This window comes from Vibrio sp. SCSIO 43086, assembly GCF_051132235.1.
GTDB classification, from domain to species: Bacteria; Pseudomonadota; Gammaproteobacteria; order Enterobacterales; family Vibrionaceae; genus Vibrio; species Vibrio diabolicus.
On the sequence record NZ_CP072677.1, the window covers coordinates 2,820,688 to 2,837,990 of the forward strand.

The window sequence follows — 17,303 nt, forward strand, 5'->3', positions numbered from 1 at the left end:
CTTAAGCTAAATCACCCGCAACCAGAGGTACAAATCGAACCATTTCCACAACAGTAGAGAGATATTCATCTCCCTTACGTTCAATTTTTAGCAACTGTTGCTCCTTATCTCCAACAGGAATCACCATCTTACCGCCATCTTTTAATTGTGCGAGAAGTGCTTGGGGGATCACTTCTGCGGCTGCGGTAACAATGATGGCATCGAAAGGACCACGAGCTTCCCAACCTTGCCATCCATCAGCATGCTTGGTTGAAACATTGTAGATATCCAATTGCTTCAGACGGCGTTTTGCTTCCCATTGCAACGATTTAATTCGCTCAACGGAGTATACATGGTCAACAATTTGCGCCAGTACTGCGGTTTGATAACCGGAACCCGTTCCGATTTCCAGTACGTGACTCGTTGGCTCTAGTTCGAGTAACTCGGTCATACGAGCAACAATATAAGGTTGAGAAATAGTTTGTCCCTGACCAATCGGTAACGCATTGTTATCGTAGGCTTGGTGCATCATCGCTTGAGAGACAAAGCTTTCTCGTGGTAAGCGTTGGATAGCATCCAGAACTCTTTGGTCTTTGATGCCACTGGAGATAAGAAACGCTATCAACCTGTCAGCATGTGGGTTACTCATTACTTCTCTTCCTTTAACCAACTATCCATTGCACGCAGCGATTCATGAGCAGTGAGATCAACTTGCAGAGGCGTCATTGAAACTCGACCATGTTCAATCGCATAAAAGTCGGTGCCCTCACCCGCATCTTGCTCTTTTCCTGGAGGCCCTAACCAATAAATATCATGACCTCTCGGATCTTTCTGCTTAATCATATTCTCTGCGTGATGACGCGCACCTAAACGCGTGACTTCAATTTCATCCAGGTTTTCTGCTGGTAAGTCAGGCACGTTTACGTTCAATAACCGATTCGTTGGAATCGGAGACGCTAAATGCTGTTGCACAATTTGACGTGCAATTTTTGCGGCAGATTCGAAATGACGCTTACCCACCAGCGAAAAAGCAACCGACTGAACACCAAGGAAATGCCCTTCCATTGCTGCAGCTACCGTTCCTGAGTAAAGAACATCATCACCCAAATTTGCACCGTGGTTGATGCCTGATAAAACAAGATCGGGCAAATCATCTTTCATCAGCTCATTCAGCGCGAAATGTACACAATCTGTAGGCGTTCCTTGCACTGAATAGATATTTGGGGCAATTTCAGTTACGCGTAATGGTTGCTCTAGTGTCAGTGAGTTCGAAGCACCTGAACGGTTTCGATCGGGTGCAACAATGGTCACTTCAGCGATATCTCGCAACTCATCAGCAAGTGCATGAATCCCTTGCGCATGTACGCCATCGTCATTGCTGATTAAGACTCTTAGGGGCTTCGCGTTTAGTGAATCCTGTTCCATTAGTATTCTCTTTGTACTTCAACCTCATTAACTAACTCACGAACGATAGATGTTGCAAAAGATCCCGCATCCAGTGAGAAAGTCAGCGTAATGTTGTTACCTTCAACCGTCCAAGATAAATCTTTTGGCTTCAGCGCAATATCGCGGCGGTCGTGGCGCATGCGATTACCACGAATCAGCGCCATGAGATCAGGCTCTTCATCTAAGAACGGTTGTTCTAAAGTAAGCGCATCCGCTTGAGTTGGAAGCGCATTATCACCTGCTAGGGCCGCGGTAATTGCCACTTCACCAGCAGCAAATTGTGCTTGTAGATCTGCGATATTGCTTGCATCAACCAACTGAGTGCCAGAACTTGTCTGTGCAATATCACCATCGATGAATTTATCAAACACACCACTTTCTAGACGAGCAGAAACGATACGGTTGAAGATCCACGAACGCGCCGCTGATAAATACATGCTGCGCTTATTTTGATTACGGGTACGAACGTTTTCGCGTCCCCATCGACGTGCTTCTTCAAGGTTGTTGCCATCATTGCCAAAACGCTGACTACCAAAGTAGTTTGGCACACCAACTTGTTTCACTTTTTCAAGGCGTTGCTCTACATCTTCAACGTCAGTCACTTCAGACAAAGTGACAACAAACTCGTTCCCTATTAAGTCTCCAGGACGCAGTTTTTTGTTGTGTCGATCAGTCGCTAAGATTTCAATACTCGGATATTGAGCTAGGAATGCCGAGAAGTCCGGCGTTTCCCCTTTCGGTAAATGGACACTCAGCCACTGTTCCGTCACGGCATGGCGGTCTTTAAGGCCTGCCCAGCTAACGTCTTTCGACTTTACGCCACAAGCTTTCGCCAACTCATTCGCAACAAAACTGGTATTTTCTCCAGTTTTTCGAATACGCACCATTAGGTGCTCGCCTTCGCCCGTAAAGGCAAAACCTAAATCCTCACGAACCTGAAAATGTTCTGGTTGCGCTTTGATTTTTGCCGATGCAACAGGCTTACCCGTTAGATAAGCCAATGAAGATAAAATATCTGACATGATGTTTTTCCGCTGTTTACACAGCATTAAGGAGCAAGTTGGTTAATTATTGCTTGAACAGAAGCACCACGGCTTCCGTTGCAATGCCTTCTTTGCGTCCAGTAAAACCGAGACGCTCTGTCGTCGTCGCTTTTACGTTAATGTTACTAATATCGGTTTCTAGGTCTTCCGCAATCGCCGCACACATCGCGTCAATATGAGGTGCCATCTTAGGTGCTTGTGCCATGATGGTGACATCGGCATTACCAAGGCGGTAGCCTTGCTCTTTGACACGACGATAAACGTCTTTCAACAATTCGCGGCTATTAGCCCCTTTCCATTTATCGTCGGTATCCGGGAAGTGACGACCAATATCACCCGCAGCAATCGCCCCGAGTAGCGCATCAGTCAAAGCATGAAGAGCAACATCACCATCTGAGTGGGCTACTAAGCCCTGCTCGTAAGGGATAGCAACACCACCGATAATGACCGGGCCTTCACCACCAAATTTATGCACGTCAAAACCGTGACCAATTCGAATCATTTTTTATCCTTTCTTTTTTAGCCGCGCTCACGGCTCAGATAAAACTCGGCTAACGCGAGATCTTCTGGCTGAGTAATTTTTATGTTGTTCGCATTACCCTGGACTAAAGCAGGCGTTTCGCCCAACCACTCTAAAGCCGATGCTTCATCCGTGATGGCTACGCCTTGTTCTAATGCGTCAGCCAGTGCTCGAGTCAGTTGTTGAGTTTTAAACATTTGTGGAGTCAGTGCATGCCACAATGCTTCTCTCTCTACCGTATGACCGATATCTTGTGCTGCATTCGCTCGCTTCATTGTGTCTCTCACTGGAGATGCAAGGATGCCACCCGTTGGGTGAGCGCAGCAAATATCAATCAAACGGTCAATGTCGGATGTTAATACACATGGCCTTGCAGCGTCGTGGACCAATACCCACTCGCTTTCCAGATGTTCATTGACATAGTTTAGCCCTGAAAGTACGGAATCAGCGCGCTCTTTACCACCCGCGACTTGAATTACATCGGGATGGTTCGCGATGGTTAACTCAGGGAAATAAGGGTCACCTTCGGTAATGGCGACAACCACTTTCGAAATTCGTGGGTGCGACAGCAACTTTTCTACAGTGTGTTCCAGCACCGCTTTTCCGTCGATCAATAAATATTGTTTAGGGCGGTCAGCCTTCATTCGACTACCGACACCGGCAGCGGGAACAATTGCGACATGCGATGAGTTCACATCCAACATTTTAATGATTTTCCTCACCTATAATGCGGTAGAAAGTCTCGCCATCTTTAACTAAACCAAGCTCATGACGCGCACGTTCTTCAATCGCATCAAGACCTTGCCTTAAGTCATCAATCTCAGCAAACATTTCATTATTGCGAGCTTGTAGCTTGCTGTTCACTTGTTGCTGAACTTCAATTTCATCTTTTACTGTGTAGTAGTCAGACACTCCGTTTTTACCAAACCATAGAGTGTATTGAAGCAAGCCAAACAGTAGCGTAAGGGCTATAACAAAGATTCGCATATCGCTGCTAACATTCTGTACCGGAAGGAATTAGATAAGGTGACATATATAGCATAAATGCGAGGTCGCCTCTAGGGGAGAAAGGGAGACTCACACGCTCCTTACAAGAAATAGGCAGCAAAATGAAACAAAGACATATGAAGCGATTCTTAGCACTCACCAAAGTAAGACCAAGAAATACAAGCCTATAGATACAAAAAACACCCCGCAAAATCAGGGGATTTTCAAAGCTTCAATCTAAGCGGTTAATCCAATGAAGAACTAAGCTTGAACTTCTTTAAGACCGCTTCTTTGAAACATGGAGGAGCGTGCTCATCTAGAGCTTCCTCGATGCAGATAAATGGGTTGCTTTCTTTAGGTATGACAAGCAACACGGCCAGAACGGCTCATCGCTCTTAAATAAAAAACGCCCCACCGAAGTGGAGCGTTTCTAGAAAGCTATTTAGCTAAACTTATTCAATTAAGAATTAAGCTTGACCTTTAACTTCTTTAAGACCGTTGAAAGGAGCGCGCTCACCTAGAGCTTCCTCGATACGGATTAGTTGGTTGTACTTAGCAACACGGTCAGAACGGCTCATAGAACCAGTTTTGATTTGACCTGCAGCAGTACCTACCGCTAGGTCAGCGATAGTTGCATCTTCAGTTTCGCCAGAACGGTGAGAGATTACTGCTGTGTAACCTGCGTCTTTAGCCATCTTGATTGCAGCTAGAGTCTCAGTTAGAGAACCGATTTGGTTGAACTTGATAAGGATAGAGTTAGCTACGCCTTTCTCGATACCTTCAGCAAGGATCTTAGTGTTAGTAACGAATAGGTCGTCACCTACTAGTTGAAGTTTGTCACCTAGTAGTTCAGTTTGGTGCTTGAAGCCATCCCAGTCAGACTCGTCTAGACCGTCTTCGATAGAAACGATTGGGAATTGGTTAGCTAGCTCAGCTAGGTAGTGGTTGAACTCTTCAGAAGTGAAAGTTTTACCTTCGCCTTTCATGTTGTAGATGCCAGCTTCTTTGTCGAAGAACTCAGATGCTGCACAGTCCATAGCTAGAGTAACGTCTTTACCTAGTTCGTAACCAGCAGCTGCAACAGCTTCTGCGATAACTTCTAGAGCTTCAGCGTTAGATTTAAGGTTAGGAGCGAAACCACCTTCGTCACCAACTGCAGTGCTGTAGCCTTTAGACTTAAGAACTTTAGCTAGGTTGTGGAATACTTCTGCACCGATACGTAGACCTTCTTTAAGAGTCTTAGCACCAACTGGTTGGATCATGAACTCTTGGATGTCAACGTTGTTGTCTGCGTGCTCACCACCGTTGATGATGTTCATCATTGGTAGAGGCATAGAGAACTGACCAGCTGTGCCGTTTAGTTCAGCGATGTGCTCGTATAGAGGCATGCCTTTAGCTGCTGCAGCAGCTTTAGCGTTTGCTAGAGAAACAGCTAGGATAGCGTTAGCACCGAATTTAGATTTGTTTTCAGTGCCGTCTAGTTCGATCATTACTGCGTCGATTGCAGCTTGGTCTTTAGCGTCTTTGCCAACTAGAGCTTCAGCGATTGGGCCGTTTACAGCTTCAACTGCTTTAAGAACACCTTTACCTAGGAAACGTGCTTTGTCACCGTCACGTAGCTCAAGAGCTTCGCGAGAACCAGTAGATGCGCCAGATGGAGCTGCCGCCATACCTACGAAACCGCCTTCTAGGTGTACTTCAGCTTCTACAGTTGGGTTACCACGTGAGTCGATGATTTCACGACCTAGAACTTTAACGATCTTAGACATTAATGTTTCCTCTCGTTTCAAATATAAATGTCAATTTTAAAGGGCAGCAGCACAACCTTCGCCGCCGCCCGTATCCTTTTACTTCTCGAATTCGCCGCGTGCGTTTTGGCCCGCAGCCTTAACGAAACCTGCAAACAATGGGTGGCCATCGCGAGGAGTCGATGTGAATTCTGGGTGGAACTGAGCCGCTACAAACCATGGGTGAGCTGGGTTCTCAATCATTTCCACTAACTTCTTGTCCGCTGATAGGCCAGAAACTTTCAGACCTGCTTTTTCGATTTGCGGACGAAGCACATTATTCACTTCGTAACGGTGACGGTGACGTTCATGGATCGTCGCGCTACCGTAAAGTTCACGAGCTTTCGTACCTTTCTCTAGGTGACATAGCTGTGAACCAAGACGCATCGTACCACCTAGGTCAGACTTTTCAGTACGCTCTTCTACGTTACCTGACTCGTCTACCCACTCTGTGATCAAACCTACCACAGGGTACTTAGTCTCTTTGTTAAATTCTGTTGAATGTGCACCTTCCATACCCGCAACGTTACGCGCGTATTCAATTAGTGCAACTTGCATACCCAAACAAATACCTAGGTAAGGCACATTGTTTTCACGTGCGTATTGAGCTGCACGGATCTTGCCTTCAATACCACGATCGCCGAAGCCACCTGGTACTAGGATCGCGTCTAAGCCTTCTAGCAGCTCAACACCTTTTGTTTCGATATCTTGTGAGTCTACATACTTAATTGTGACACTTAGACGGTTTTTCAAGCCAGCGTGTTTAAGCGCTTCGTTCACAGACTTGTATGCATCTGGCAGTTCGATGTATTTACCAACCATACCGATGGTTACTTCACCAGTAGGATTTGCTTCTTCGTAAATAACCTGTTCCCACTCAGAAAGGTCAGCTTCAGGAGCTGTGATGCCAAAGCGAGCACACACAAGATCATCTAGACCTTGAGACTTGATCAATTGAGGAATCTTGTAGATAGAATCTACGTCCTTCATTGAAATTACTGCTTTTTCTGGAACATTACAGAATAGTGCGATTTTCTTACGTTCATTCGCTGGAATAACGCGGTCGCTACGGCAAACTAGGATATCTGGCTGAATACCGATAGATAGAAGTTCTTTTACAGAGTGTTGAGTTGGCTTAGTTTTCACTTCGCCCGCTGCCGCTAGGTAAGGAACAAGTGTTAGGTGCATGAACATTGCGCGCTCACGGCCTAGTTCAACGGCTAGCTGACGAATCGCTTCCATAAATGGTAGTGATTCGATATCACCAACGGTACCGCCAACTTCAACGATAGCCACATCATGGCCTTCAGAGCCAGCAATTACACGGTCTTTGATCGCGTTAGTGATGTGAGGGATAACTTGAATAGTTGCGCCTAGGTAGTCACCACGACGTTCTTTACGAAGTACGTCGGCATAAACACGACCTGCAGTAAAGTTGTTACGCTTGGTCATCTTGGTACGGATGAAACGCTCGTAGTGACCAAGGTCAAGGTCAGTCTCTGCGCCATCTTCTGTAACGAACACTTCACCGTGCTGAGTAGGGCTCATTGTGCCCGGGTCAACGTTGATGTAAGGGTCAAGCTTCATCATAGTCACTTTAAGACCACGAGCTTCTAGAATAGCCGCAAGAGATGCTGCTGCAATACCTTTACCTAGAGAGGATACAACCCCGCCAGTAACAAAAATGTAATTTGTCGTCATGTTTAACCTGAAATTGGTTGAATGAGGGAAATGGAGTGCTTCTGGACGGGAGATAAATATACCAGAAGCTCCTTACCGCCACAACGTGAAATCTATCACACCGTAATTTTTTATTTTTTGCTTCAAATCAAAGTGAGCAAAGACAAACCAAAGTCCGTTTTCGTGTTAAGAGGCAAACTGGCCTCATATTGTATATTCCGCTTATTTCCCCCTATCTAGACTCTTCTCGCTTTACTTCATCCCAGAAATCGTCGAGCTCTGATAAAGAGCAATCTGTAAGCGCTTTGCCTGACTGCTGGACCTTTCCTTCAACTTGCTTAAAACGTCTCGCAAACTTTAAGTTTGCTTTACCTAGTGCGACTTCTGGGTTTTTATCAAGATGGCGTGCCAAATTGACGGTCGCAAATAGCAAATCGCCGAGTTCCAACTCCACTTTTTCTTCATCAGGCTGAACTTGTAATGCTTCTTCCATGACTTCATCAATTTCTTCTCGCACCTTATCGACGACCGGGCCAAGAGAGTCCCAGTCAAATCCATATTTCGCACATTTTTTCTGTATCTTTGTAGCACGAGAAAGTGCTGGCAAAGAGTTTGGTATTGAGTCTAGGATACTTTCTTCCGCTTTGCCCACTTGCGCTTTTTCTTTTGCTTTTTCGGCTTCCCAGTTGGCGTTGATTTCCTCGTCCGATTCAAACTCAACATCTGAAAAAACATGCGGATGACGGCGAGTCAGTTTTTCATTCACAGTTTCGACAACATCCGAAAATTCGAACAGCTCTTGCTCTTTCGCTAGCTGACTGTAAAAAATCACCTGAAACAACAAATCCCCTAGCTCTTCTTTTAGATTCGGCCAATCTCGATTTTGAATCGCGTCCACCACTTCGTAAGTTTCTTCGATGGTGTGCGGAACGATGGTGTCAAAGGTTTGTTTTAAGTCCCAAGGGCAACCGCTTTCTGGGTCACGCAACTTCGCCATAATTTGTTCTAATTGTTCAATTGGATGACTCATTTTTTGTTCCTTTAAACCTTTCTACTAAAGAAAAAGGTGAGCAGCCAAAACCACTCACCTTCTACATTATATTTTCTCAGCAGCTTTCACTAAGTAATTGTTACTTTGACAAGGCAACAAGTTTTCGCGACTCCTGAGCATAGCTCGCCTATGTGATGGAGCAAGAAAACGCAGTTAACGCAGTAAAAGTGACAAGTACGACGTGAAAGTTAGCCGAGGCGTTTCACCGTCATGACATCCTTTATTTGTTCTACCCGTTTCGAAACACGAGAAAGCACCTCAATATTGGTGACTTCTAGATCAAAGTCCATGATGGCGAGTTGACGTCTGTAATCGACTCGGTTCTTCATACTGGTCACTTTGATCTTTTCGTTGGCGAACAGTGTCGTAATGTCTTTGAGTAGACCGCCTCGCTCCATCGCTTCAACACGGACGGTGAGGATGTATGATCCGACGAAGCCGCTGCCCCAGACAGTATCAATGATACGCTCTGGCGCATGATGGCGCAGTTCTTCTAACTGCTCACAGTCACTGCGGTGTACTGAAATCCCGCGACCTTGCGTGATGTAACCACAGATATCATCACCTGGAATCGGCTGACAGCAACGCGCTAGGTGCGTCATTAGATTATCAACGCCTTCTACAACGACGGCGTCTTTTTTCGGTCGGCTTTGCGCTGGTGATTTGTGCTCTGCTTCTTGCAGTTTTTCCAGTGCTTGCTGGTCTTCTTCTTCTGCCGTTGGCTTGTTAACGAGCGCATTAATATGGTTAATGATTTGGTTGATACGCAAATCACCGCTACCAACACCAACGTAAAGCTCATCTGGTGTTTTGACGTTAAACCGTTTCAGAGCGTAATGCTCAGCATCTTTTAACGTTGCGCCAATTTTTGCTAACTCATGTTCAAGAATTTCACGACCCGCTTCGAGGTTCTTCTCACGGCTTTGCTTTCGGAACCAGGCGTTAATTTTGGCACGCGCGCGGCCAGAATGAACGAAGCCTAATGATGGGTTTAACCAGTCACGTGATGGGTTAGGCTCTTTCTGAGTGATAATCTCAACCTGATCACCCATATGTAGTTTATGAGTAAACGGTACTATGCGGCCTCCGACTTTGGCGCCAATACAACGGTGTCCCACTTCGGAGTGAATATGGTAGGCAAAATCTAGCGGCGTTGCCCCCATAGGTAAATCGACAACATCGCCACGAGGCGTAAACGCATAGACGCGGTCATCAAAGACTTGGCTACGTAGCTCATCAAGCATTTCGCCAGAATCTGACATTTCTTCTTGCCAATCCAGTAGCTTACGCAGCCACGTGATCTTCTCATCATAACCGCTTCGGCTGCTTGCCCCTTCTTTATATTTCCAGTGCGCGGCAACACCCAGCTCCGACTCTTCATGCATTTGCTTGGTACGAATCTGGATCTCGATGGTTTTGCCTTCTGGCCCTAGAATTACGGTGTGGATCGATTGATAACCGTTTGGTTTAGGGTTAGCTACGTAGTCATCAAACTCGCTCGGTAGGTGCTTGTATTTGGTGTGAACTACACCCAAAGCCGCGTAACAGTCTTGCAGTTTGTCTGCGATGATACGTACTGCTCGAACATCAAACAGCTCATCGAATGCCAAACTCTTCTTCTGCATTTTTCGCCAAATGCTGTAGATGTGCTTAGGTCGACCACTCACTTCGGCGTTAATACCTGACACTTCCATTTCGTGCGTGAGGTCTTCAACAAAGTCTTTGATGTACTGCTCACGAACGATGCGTCGCTCAGAAAGCTGCTTGGCAATTTGTTTGTAAGTTTCCGGCTGTTGGTAGCGGAAAGCGTAATCTTCAATTTCCCATTTCAGCTGACCGATACCTAATCGGTTTGCTAGCGGCGCATAGATGTTGGCACACTCTTTTGCCGCCGCACGTCGAACTTCATCAGGCGCTTTTTTAACTTCAATAAGGTTACAAATTCGTTCCGCGAGCTTGATAACCACGCAGCGGAAGTCATCCACCATGGCAAGCAGCATGCGGCGTACGTTATCTACCTGAGATGACGCTGCACTGCCCTCCATGTTGACGTTGAGTTGGCCAATAGCCGCCATTTCTTCAACGCCGTCGATTAATTTTATGATTTCTTTGCTGTATTTCTCTTCCAGAATTTCTCTGTTAAAAGCACCACTTGAAACCAAAGGAAACAGTTGTGCAGCCACTAAGGTGGCCTGATCCATAGACAAGGTGATCAAAATTTCGATCATTTCTCGTCCACGCCACAACAACAGTTCCGCTTGCTCGTTATCGGCTAATACCGTCTGGCAATCTCGATATACTTCGATTAAGCGTGAGGCTGTGTTTTTCTCTTGTCCTAGGCTAGCCACCCAGTTTTCGAGTTCAAACTGTTCATCTTGGTTTAAATGCGCGCTTCTTACCGCAACCATCTCATCATCCTAATTATTATATTCGTGTGGTTTGACTAACACCGTCCAGGTTAGTTCTTTTACCTGCGCGTAAACGCTGGCTTTATGACCACCCACCACAAATAAGGGGCCAAAGTCCTAAAGTTAGGACTTTTCAAACAATGCCATCGATTCTAGATGACTGGTATGAGGGAACATGTCCAGCATACCTAATTTAGTTAATTTATAGCCTTGCTCCATCAAGCTTTGGCTGTCCCTAGCAAGGGTAGCAGGATTACAAGAAACATAAACTACACGCTGTGCGCCAAGCTCAGAAACTTGATCGATGATCCCACTTGCCCCCGCGCGTGCTGGGTCTAACAGCACTTTATCAAACCGTTCTGCCGCCCAGACCTGCCCTTCAAAATCTTGCTCAAGGTTAGCGTGATAAAATTGCGCATTATTGATTTGGTTCAAGGATGCATTATTTGTGGCTTTTTCGACCATCTCTGCAACACCTTCAACCCCAACTACGTGCTTAGCTAACTTCGCAATCGGTAAACTGAAGTTGCCTACGCCGCAGAACAAATCTAACACTCGGTCACTCTTTTGCGGGTCTAACCACTCAACCGCTTGCTTGACCATTTTTTTGTTTACGGCTTGGTTCACTTGAATAAAATTATTTGGCGCAAAAGGAATTTTCACGCCAACTTCTTGATAGAAAGGCATATCGCCTTCAACAAGGTTTAGCTGATCTGTTGCTGGCATTAGGTACAGCGAAGCACCATGACGCTTTGCCAACTCCGTTAGAGATTGAGTTTCACTCGCTGTCAGAGCACTCAAGTGACGCAACGTAATACACGGCCCATTATCACCAAGTACCAGCTCTACATGACCCAATTGTTCAGGCTTTTTGAACGCTTTTAGGGCTGAGTAAATCTCTGGCAGCAAAACATTCAGTTCCGGTGCCAGCACTGGGCAATCGGTCACTTGCGCAATTTGCTTACTCTGCTTTTTACGGAAACCAAAATGTAGCTGACGTGTTTTCTTATCAACAAACAAGCTCACTCTCGCACGACGACGGTAGGCCTGCGAATCTCCCAATAACGGGGCATCTAGTTCAATGTCACTGCCTGAAAATTTTCTCATTAGCTGACGCAACGTTTGCTGTTTGTACGTCAATTGTTGGTCATAATCTAGGTGTTGCAAGTCACAGCCACCACACTCGTGGTAATGCGGACAAAATGGCTCCACGCGAGTTTCACTCGGCTTAAGAATCTTAATCAGTTTACCGCGAGCAAATTTACTTTTTTCTTCCACTAACTGCGTGACGACTTCTTCTCCCGGCAATGCGCCATCAATAAACAGCGGTTTTTTCTTTAGGTAAGCAATACCTGCGCCGTGGTGATCTAAACGCTCCACTTGCACCGCTTGATGACGAGTATTGAGTTGGGTTTTCTTTTTCGGTTGAAAGATGCGTGCCATGCTCTATGCCTGATTTATGTCTAATTGCTCTTCGGCTTCACTATTCTTGATTGCAGCCGTTGTGTGATTCGAGTGACTTGATTATGCTTACCGTTTATTAGGTGACGTCACTTCTTTGCTCAACGCCTTATCGTGCGCTTGAGAAATAATGCGTTATTTTCCCATATCCAGACTCCGATGTAATTAGATAACATGACCAGATATGGCTTACGAGCACGTGTAATTACACTGACTCTCGCTCCCACTCTCATCATTGGTTTATTACTGAGCGGCTTTTTCTCATTTAATCGCTACCAAGACCTTGAGAAACAAGTTATCACCACTGGTAACAGCATCATTGAGCCGTTAGCAATTGCCAGTGAAACTCATCTACTATCAGAAAGCCGAGAGGCGGTACGTCGCTTGATAAGCTACGCCCATCGCAAAAACTCTAAACTGGTTCGTAGTATCGCGGTGTTTGATGAACATCATGAGCTCTTCGTGACATCTAACTTTCACCCTAATTTCGAAGCCTTGATGTTCCCTAAAGATAAACCGATCCCGCAACTGGGCAATTCGGAAATCTACGAAAACTCACTGATATTGCGCGTACCTATTTTATCCGAGGGTCACTATTTAGCGGAGTTGTCGAACGAAAGCCAAGGAACTAAAGCAATTGGTTATATTGCCGTTGAGTTAGATCTCTCCTCTTTAAGGCTGCAACAGTATCAAGAAGTTTTCTCTGCTTTTTTAGTTCTTATACTCGGTCTTGGCTTGGCAAGTGTGTTTGCTTCACGTCTAATGCACGATGTGACCCAACCTATCACCCACATGAAGAATGTCGTTGACCGCATTCGCCGCGGTCATCTTGATGTGCGTATCGAAGGCAAAATGCACGGTGAGTTAGACCAGCTAAAAAATGGCATCAACGCCATGGCGGTATCGTTATCAGAATATCACGTGGAGATGCAGCACAGTATAGACCAAGCCACATCAGACTTGCGTGAAACGCTTGAGCAGCTAGAGATTCAGAACGTTGAGTTAGATATCGCGAAGAAACGTGCGCAAGAAGCGGCCAGGGTTAAATCTGAGTTCTTGGCGAACATGTCGCACGAACTGCGTACTCCGCTCAATGGGGTTATTGGCTTTACTCGTCAAATGCTTAAAACGCAGCTTTCTAACAGCCAAACTGATTACCTACAGACGATTGAGAAATCGGCGAACAATCTACTGAACATCATCAATGACATTCTCGACTTCTCGAAACTTGAGGCGGGTAAGCTGGCGCTGGAAAACATTCCGTTTGATTTCCGAGAAAGTTTAGAAGAAGTGATTAACCTACAAGCCACAAGTGCACATGAGAAAGGGTTAGAAATCACCCTAAAAGTGGACCCTAAAATTCCACCGGGTTTAGTTGGGGACCCACTACGTATCCAGCAAATTTTGACGAACTTAGTCGGTAACTCAATCAAGTTTACCGAGCGAGGCAACATTGATGTTAGTGTTGAAATGCGCTCTCAATCTGGGGACTCCGTCGAGTTGCAGTTCATGGTGCGCGATACCGGCATTGGTATTTCTGAACGTCAGCAAGCGCAATTATTCCAAGCATTTAGCCAAGCGGATGCCAGCATTTCACGTCGCTACGGCGGCACTGGGTTAGGTTTGGTTATCACGCAGAAATTGGTAAGCCAGATGGGTGGCGAGATCAGCTTAACCAGCCGCCTACACCAAGGTTCGACGTTCTGGTTTACGGTGCGCTTGCACTCAACAGAGATGCCAATGAGCGAACTGATTGAAGTGGAGCTTCTAACGGGCAAACAGTTGCTGTTGATTGAACCAAACATGCAAGCCGCATCCGTAACCCAACAGATTCTATGTCAAGAAGGTATCTTAGTGACCTACCGCTCTTCGCTACCGAAAAACGAAGAACAATATGACTATGTATTACTGAATTTAGCGGCGAATCAAACGCATGATGCAGACGTCATTACACCTTGGATAGAACAAGCGAAACGCATGGCTCCGAGTGTGATCCTAGGGACGCCGAGTACCGAACTGGCACTTGCCGACCAAATTATGACAGAGCATCACGTCCAATGCCTGACGAAGCCGTTGTCTCGCCGTAAACTGCTACAAAGCCTGATTAGCGAACATGTCGAATCACCACCAACATTGAGTGCTCCAATTACGCCAAGCGAAGGGGAGCGTTTACCTCTGACGGTGTTAGCGGTGGATGATAACCCAGCGAACTTGAAGCTGATTTCCGCTCTGCTTCGCGAACGAGTAGAAACCGTCACCGCCTGTAGCAATGGCCAGCAAGCGGTGAACCTTGCGACGGAGAAAAAGTACGACTTAATCTTCATGGATATCCAAATGCCACAAATGGATGGTGTGACCGCTTGTCAGCACATTAAAGAGTTGGAGTTAAATAAAGACACGCCAGTGATTGCAGTAACTGCGCATGCCATGGCGGGTGAAAGAGATCGCTTGCTCTCGGCAGGAATGGATGACTACTTGACCAAACCTATTGAAGAGCATGTGCTACAACAGGTTTTGGTTCACTGGAACCCAAATGCTTGTACAGAGAGCATTGGCAAAGTCGCCCCTTCATACGTTGATGAGCCTGAAGGGAGCGCGCCACAATCCGTTTCTTCGCCTCAACAGGATGTGATTATTGATTGGCAAGCTGCCTTAAAACAGAGCGCGAATAAAGAGGATCTCGCCAAAGACATGCTGCGCATGTTGATTGAGTTCATCCCTGAAGTAGAAGCAGTCGTTGACCAAGCTCTGGAGCAAGAAGATATCTCCCGTGATGACCTAATTCATGTCATCCATAAGCTGCACGGCAGTAGCTCATATTGCGGAGTGCCTAGGCTGAAATCACTCTGTGCGACGCTTGAGCAAGCACTGCGCTCAGGGATCAGTCTTGAGGAGGTTGAGCCTGAAATGTTCGAGCTGCAAGATGAAATGATTAAAGTCACAACGACTGCAAAATTATACCTTGAACAGTAATCTGCTCGAGAGACAAGAAAGCCAGAGCATCTGCTCTGGCTTTTTAGTATTTTGTTTAAGACTTACAAGCTAGGATTCAAAAATGACCGTCGCCACAGCGTAATGACGCTCATCGGAAATGGACAGGTGAATGTGGTTAACGCCCATCGCATCCGCTATTTGCTTTGCTGTGCCCGTCAATGCGAGCACTGGTTTTCCAAGCGCATCGTTCGAGATGGAAAAATCGTGAAACGTGACCCCTTTTGCAATCCCTGTTCCCAATGCTTTTGAGGCCGCTTCTTTGACCGCAAAGCGCTTAGCAAGATAGCGGCCTTGCAGCTTAAGCTGTGAAAATTTAGCCATTTCTTCTTCTGAAAGAATACGCTGAGCAAAAGGCTCACCACTACGAGCTAACGCTTTTTCAATACGCTCAATTTCTGCAATGTCGGTGCCTAACCCTATAATCGCCATCTAGATAGCCCTATGACTGGCGTGCCTCAATCATCAGTGCTTTCATGTCCGCAACCGCTTTATTCAAACCATCAAATACCGCGCGACCAATGATTGAGTGACCAATGTTGAGTTCGTAAATTTCTGGTAATGCAGCAATTGGCGCAACATTGTGATAAGTCAGGCCATGCCCGGCATTAACAATAATACCTAGGTCATGAGCATAACTCGCACCAGCCGCAATCTTCTTCAGTTCTGCTTGCTGTTCGTCTTCTGTCGTCGCATCAGCATAATGACCCGTGTGCAGCTCAATAAACGGAGCACCACACTTTTTCGCCGCTTCAATCTGTTGACGATCAGCATCAATAAAGAGTGAAACTTTAATGCCAGCATCTGTCAGCTTTTTCGTCGCAGCTTTAATTTTTTCAAGCTGCCCCACAACGTCCAAGCCACCTTCCGTCGTCAGTTCTTCACGTTTTTCAGGCACTAAGCACACAAACTCTGGTTTAGTTTGCAGCGCAATCTCAACCATTTCGTCCGTCACAGCCATCTCTAGATTCATGCGCGTTTGAATGGTTTCACGCAGAATACGTACATCACGGTCCAAAATATGGCGACGGTCTTCACGTAAGTGAATTGTGATACCGTCCGCGCCTGCACGCTCAGCAATTTCTGCAGCGTGAACAGGATCAGGGTATTTTGTACCACGTGCATTACGTAGAGTGGCAATATGGTCGATATTTACGCCTAAATAAATTGAGCTCATTTTCCGTTACTCCGTGCTCTGGGGGTCTGAATGAAAAATTCACGACTTTTTAAAGGTTTGCCGCCAAGATACGGCTTTAAGGCTATACGTGTAAAGCGTTTTGCCGCTTTTAGCTGCTCTTTAGTGACGAACCGCCGCTCACTGATAGCAATCAGCTCATTCCCTAAAAACGTAAGGTTATCGCGCCTAACCGAAGCTATGAAGCCTTTTTGTTCCCGGTAACGATACGTCATCTCTGGGTCGACGGGCTCGCCAGTACCTGCACAGTGCAAAAAGTCCACGCCATACCCCATCGCAGATAGCAATGCTAACTCAAAACGACGCAGTGCTGGCTCAGGGTTCTCGTTGTGTGCCAACTCTGTTAACGCATGCAAATAATCATGAAATAGCGCTGGCATCGGCACTTCAGCCATCAAGATACGGCCAATCAGTTCATTGACGTACATGGCTGAGTAGAGATTAATGCCCGTTAACGGTAAACCTAGGCTTATCGGCTCAGCTTGACGCAAAGTCTTCATTGAACCTTTTCCCGACCATTTAAGTAACAGCGGAGTAAAAGGTTGCAATGCGCCTTTTAAGTTCGAACGCTTACTGCGCGCGCCTTTGGCCATTAAAGTCATTCGCCCATATTCCTCACTAAATACATCAAGGATTAAGCTCGATTCACTGTAAGGGCGGCGATGTAATACAAAGCAGCGCTGTAAACCTTCAGAAGACAGATTACTCATCTAAGTCATTGTGCCTAAAAAGTGTGAAATAAAAAATAAGGAGCC

General features: G+C 46.1%; 15 protein-coding genes. 1 reads left to right on the forward strand and 14 read right to left on the reverse strand.

Annotated elements, in window-relative coordinates; translation table 11 throughout:
• Position 1: 1 nt before the first annotated feature.
• The 11 genes from J8Z23_RS13330 to rlmD all read right to left on the reverse strand — a co-directional run bounded on the left by J8Z23_RS13330 (position 2) and on the right by rlmD (position 12,344).
• Positions 2-628 (reverse strand): protein-L-isoaspartate(D-aspartate) O-methyltransferase, encoded by a 627-nt coding sequence (locus J8Z23_RS13330; protein WP_046875091.1) that lies wholly within the window; start codon positions 626-628, stop codon positions 2-4.
• Positions 628-1,404 carry a 5'/3'-nucleotidase SurE gene (gene surE / locus J8Z23_RS13335; protein ID WP_046875092.1) on the reverse strand — a complete coding sequence of 259 codons (777 nt, stop codon included), beginning with the start codon at positions 1,402-1,404 and terminating at the stop codon, positions 628-630. Before surE ends, J8Z23_RS13330 begins: the two co-directional genes overlap by 1 nt.
• Positions 1,404-2,447 carry a tRNA pseudouridine(13) synthase TruD gene (gene truD / locus J8Z23_RS13340; RefSeq protein ID WP_301659967.1) on the reverse strand — a complete coding sequence of 348 codons (1,044 nt, stop codon included), beginning with the start codon at positions 2,445-2,447 and terminating at the stop codon, positions 1,404-1,406. Before truD ends, surE begins: the two co-directional genes overlap by 1 nt.
• 46 nt (positions 2,448-2,493) lie before the next feature.
• A complete protein-coding gene (ispF, locus tag J8Z23_RS13345) occupies positions 2,494-2,970 on the reverse strand; it encodes a 2-C-methyl-D-erythritol 2,4-cyclodiphosphate synthase (RefSeq protein WP_005393886.1) in 477 nt (158 codons plus the stop codon).
• 17 nt (positions 2,971-2,987) lie between these two features.
• Positions 2,988-3,692, reverse strand: a complete 705-nt coding sequence (ispD, locus tag J8Z23_RS13350) for a 2-C-methyl-D-erythritol 4-phosphate cytidylyltransferase (RefSeq protein ID WP_104974803.1) — start codon at positions 3,690-3,692, stop codon at positions 2,988-2,990.
• 1 nt (position 3,693) lies between these two features.
• A complete protein-coding gene (gene ftsB / locus J8Z23_RS13355) occupies positions 3,694-3,975 on the reverse strand; it encodes a cell division protein FtsB (RefSeq protein WP_005380907.1) in 282 nt (93 codons plus the stop codon).
• Positions 3,976-4,442: 467 nt separating this feature from the next.
• Positions 4,443-5,744 (reverse strand): phosphopyruvate hydratase, encoded by a 1,302-nt coding sequence (gene eno, locus J8Z23_RS13360; RefSeq protein ID WP_005383785.1) that lies wholly within the window; start codon positions 5,742-5,744, stop codon positions 4,443-4,445.
• Positions 5,745-5,822: 78 nt separating this feature from the next.
• Positions 5,823-7,463 (reverse strand): CTP synthase, encoded by a 1,641-nt coding sequence (locus tag J8Z23_RS13365; protein WP_301659966.1) that lies wholly within the window; start codon positions 7,461-7,463, stop codon positions 5,823-5,825.
• Positions 7,464-7,674: 211 nt separating this feature from the next.
• Positions 7,675-8,472 carry a nucleoside triphosphate pyrophosphohydrolase gene (mazG, locus tag J8Z23_RS13370; RefSeq protein WP_237308326.1) on the reverse strand — a complete coding sequence of 266 codons (798 nt, stop codon included), beginning with the start codon at positions 8,470-8,472 and terminating at the stop codon, positions 7,675-7,677.
• A gap of 209 nt (positions 8,473-8,681) precedes the next feature.
• Complete coding sequence (relA, locus tag J8Z23_RS13375) at positions 8,682-10,901, reverse strand: GTP diphosphokinase (RefSeq protein ID WP_005393896.1); 2,220 nt, start codon at positions 10,899-10,901, stop codon at positions 8,682-8,684.
• A gap of 123 nt (positions 10,902-11,024) precedes the next feature.
• Entirely contained in the window at positions 11,025-12,344 is a 1,320-nt protein-coding gene (rlmD, locus tag J8Z23_RS13380) for a 23S rRNA (uracil(1939)-C(5))-methyltransferase RlmD (protein WP_434633894.1), read from the reverse strand.
• A gap of 192 nt (positions 12,345-12,536) precedes the next feature.
• On the opposite strand from rlmD, the gene barA reads away from it, so the two are divergent.
• On the forward strand, positions 12,537-15,335 hold the full coding sequence (gene barA / locus J8Z23_RS13385) for a two-component sensor histidine kinase BarA (protein ID WP_434633897.1): 2,799 nt from the start codon (positions 12,537-12,539) through the stop codon (positions 15,333-15,335).
• A 69-nt stretch (positions 15,336-15,404) separates the two neighbouring features.
• Here barA and acpS read toward each other — a convergent pair whose 3' ends face one another.
• Genes acpS through recO form a run of 3 tightly spaced genes read right to left on the reverse strand, consistent with a single transcriptional unit; the run spans position 15,405 to position 17,258 of the window.
• Positions 15,405-15,785, reverse strand: a complete 381-nt coding sequence (acpS, locus tag J8Z23_RS13390; protein WP_012841407.1) for a holo-ACP synthase — start codon at positions 15,783-15,785, stop codon at positions 15,405-15,407.
• A 10-nt stretch (positions 15,786-15,795) separates the two neighbouring features.
• The gene (gene pdxJ / locus J8Z23_RS13395; RefSeq protein ID WP_005384579.1) at positions 15,796-16,530 is read right to left on the reverse strand and encodes a pyridoxine 5'-phosphate synthase; all 735 of its coding nucleotides are present in this window, start codon (positions 16,528-16,530) and stop codon (positions 15,796-15,798) included.
• Entirely contained in the window at positions 16,527-17,258 is a 732-nt protein-coding gene (recO, locus tag J8Z23_RS13400) for a DNA repair protein RecO (protein WP_005384578.1), read from the reverse strand. Before recO ends, pdxJ begins: the two co-directional genes overlap by 4 nt.
• Positions 17,259-17,303 lie beyond the last annotated feature (45 nt).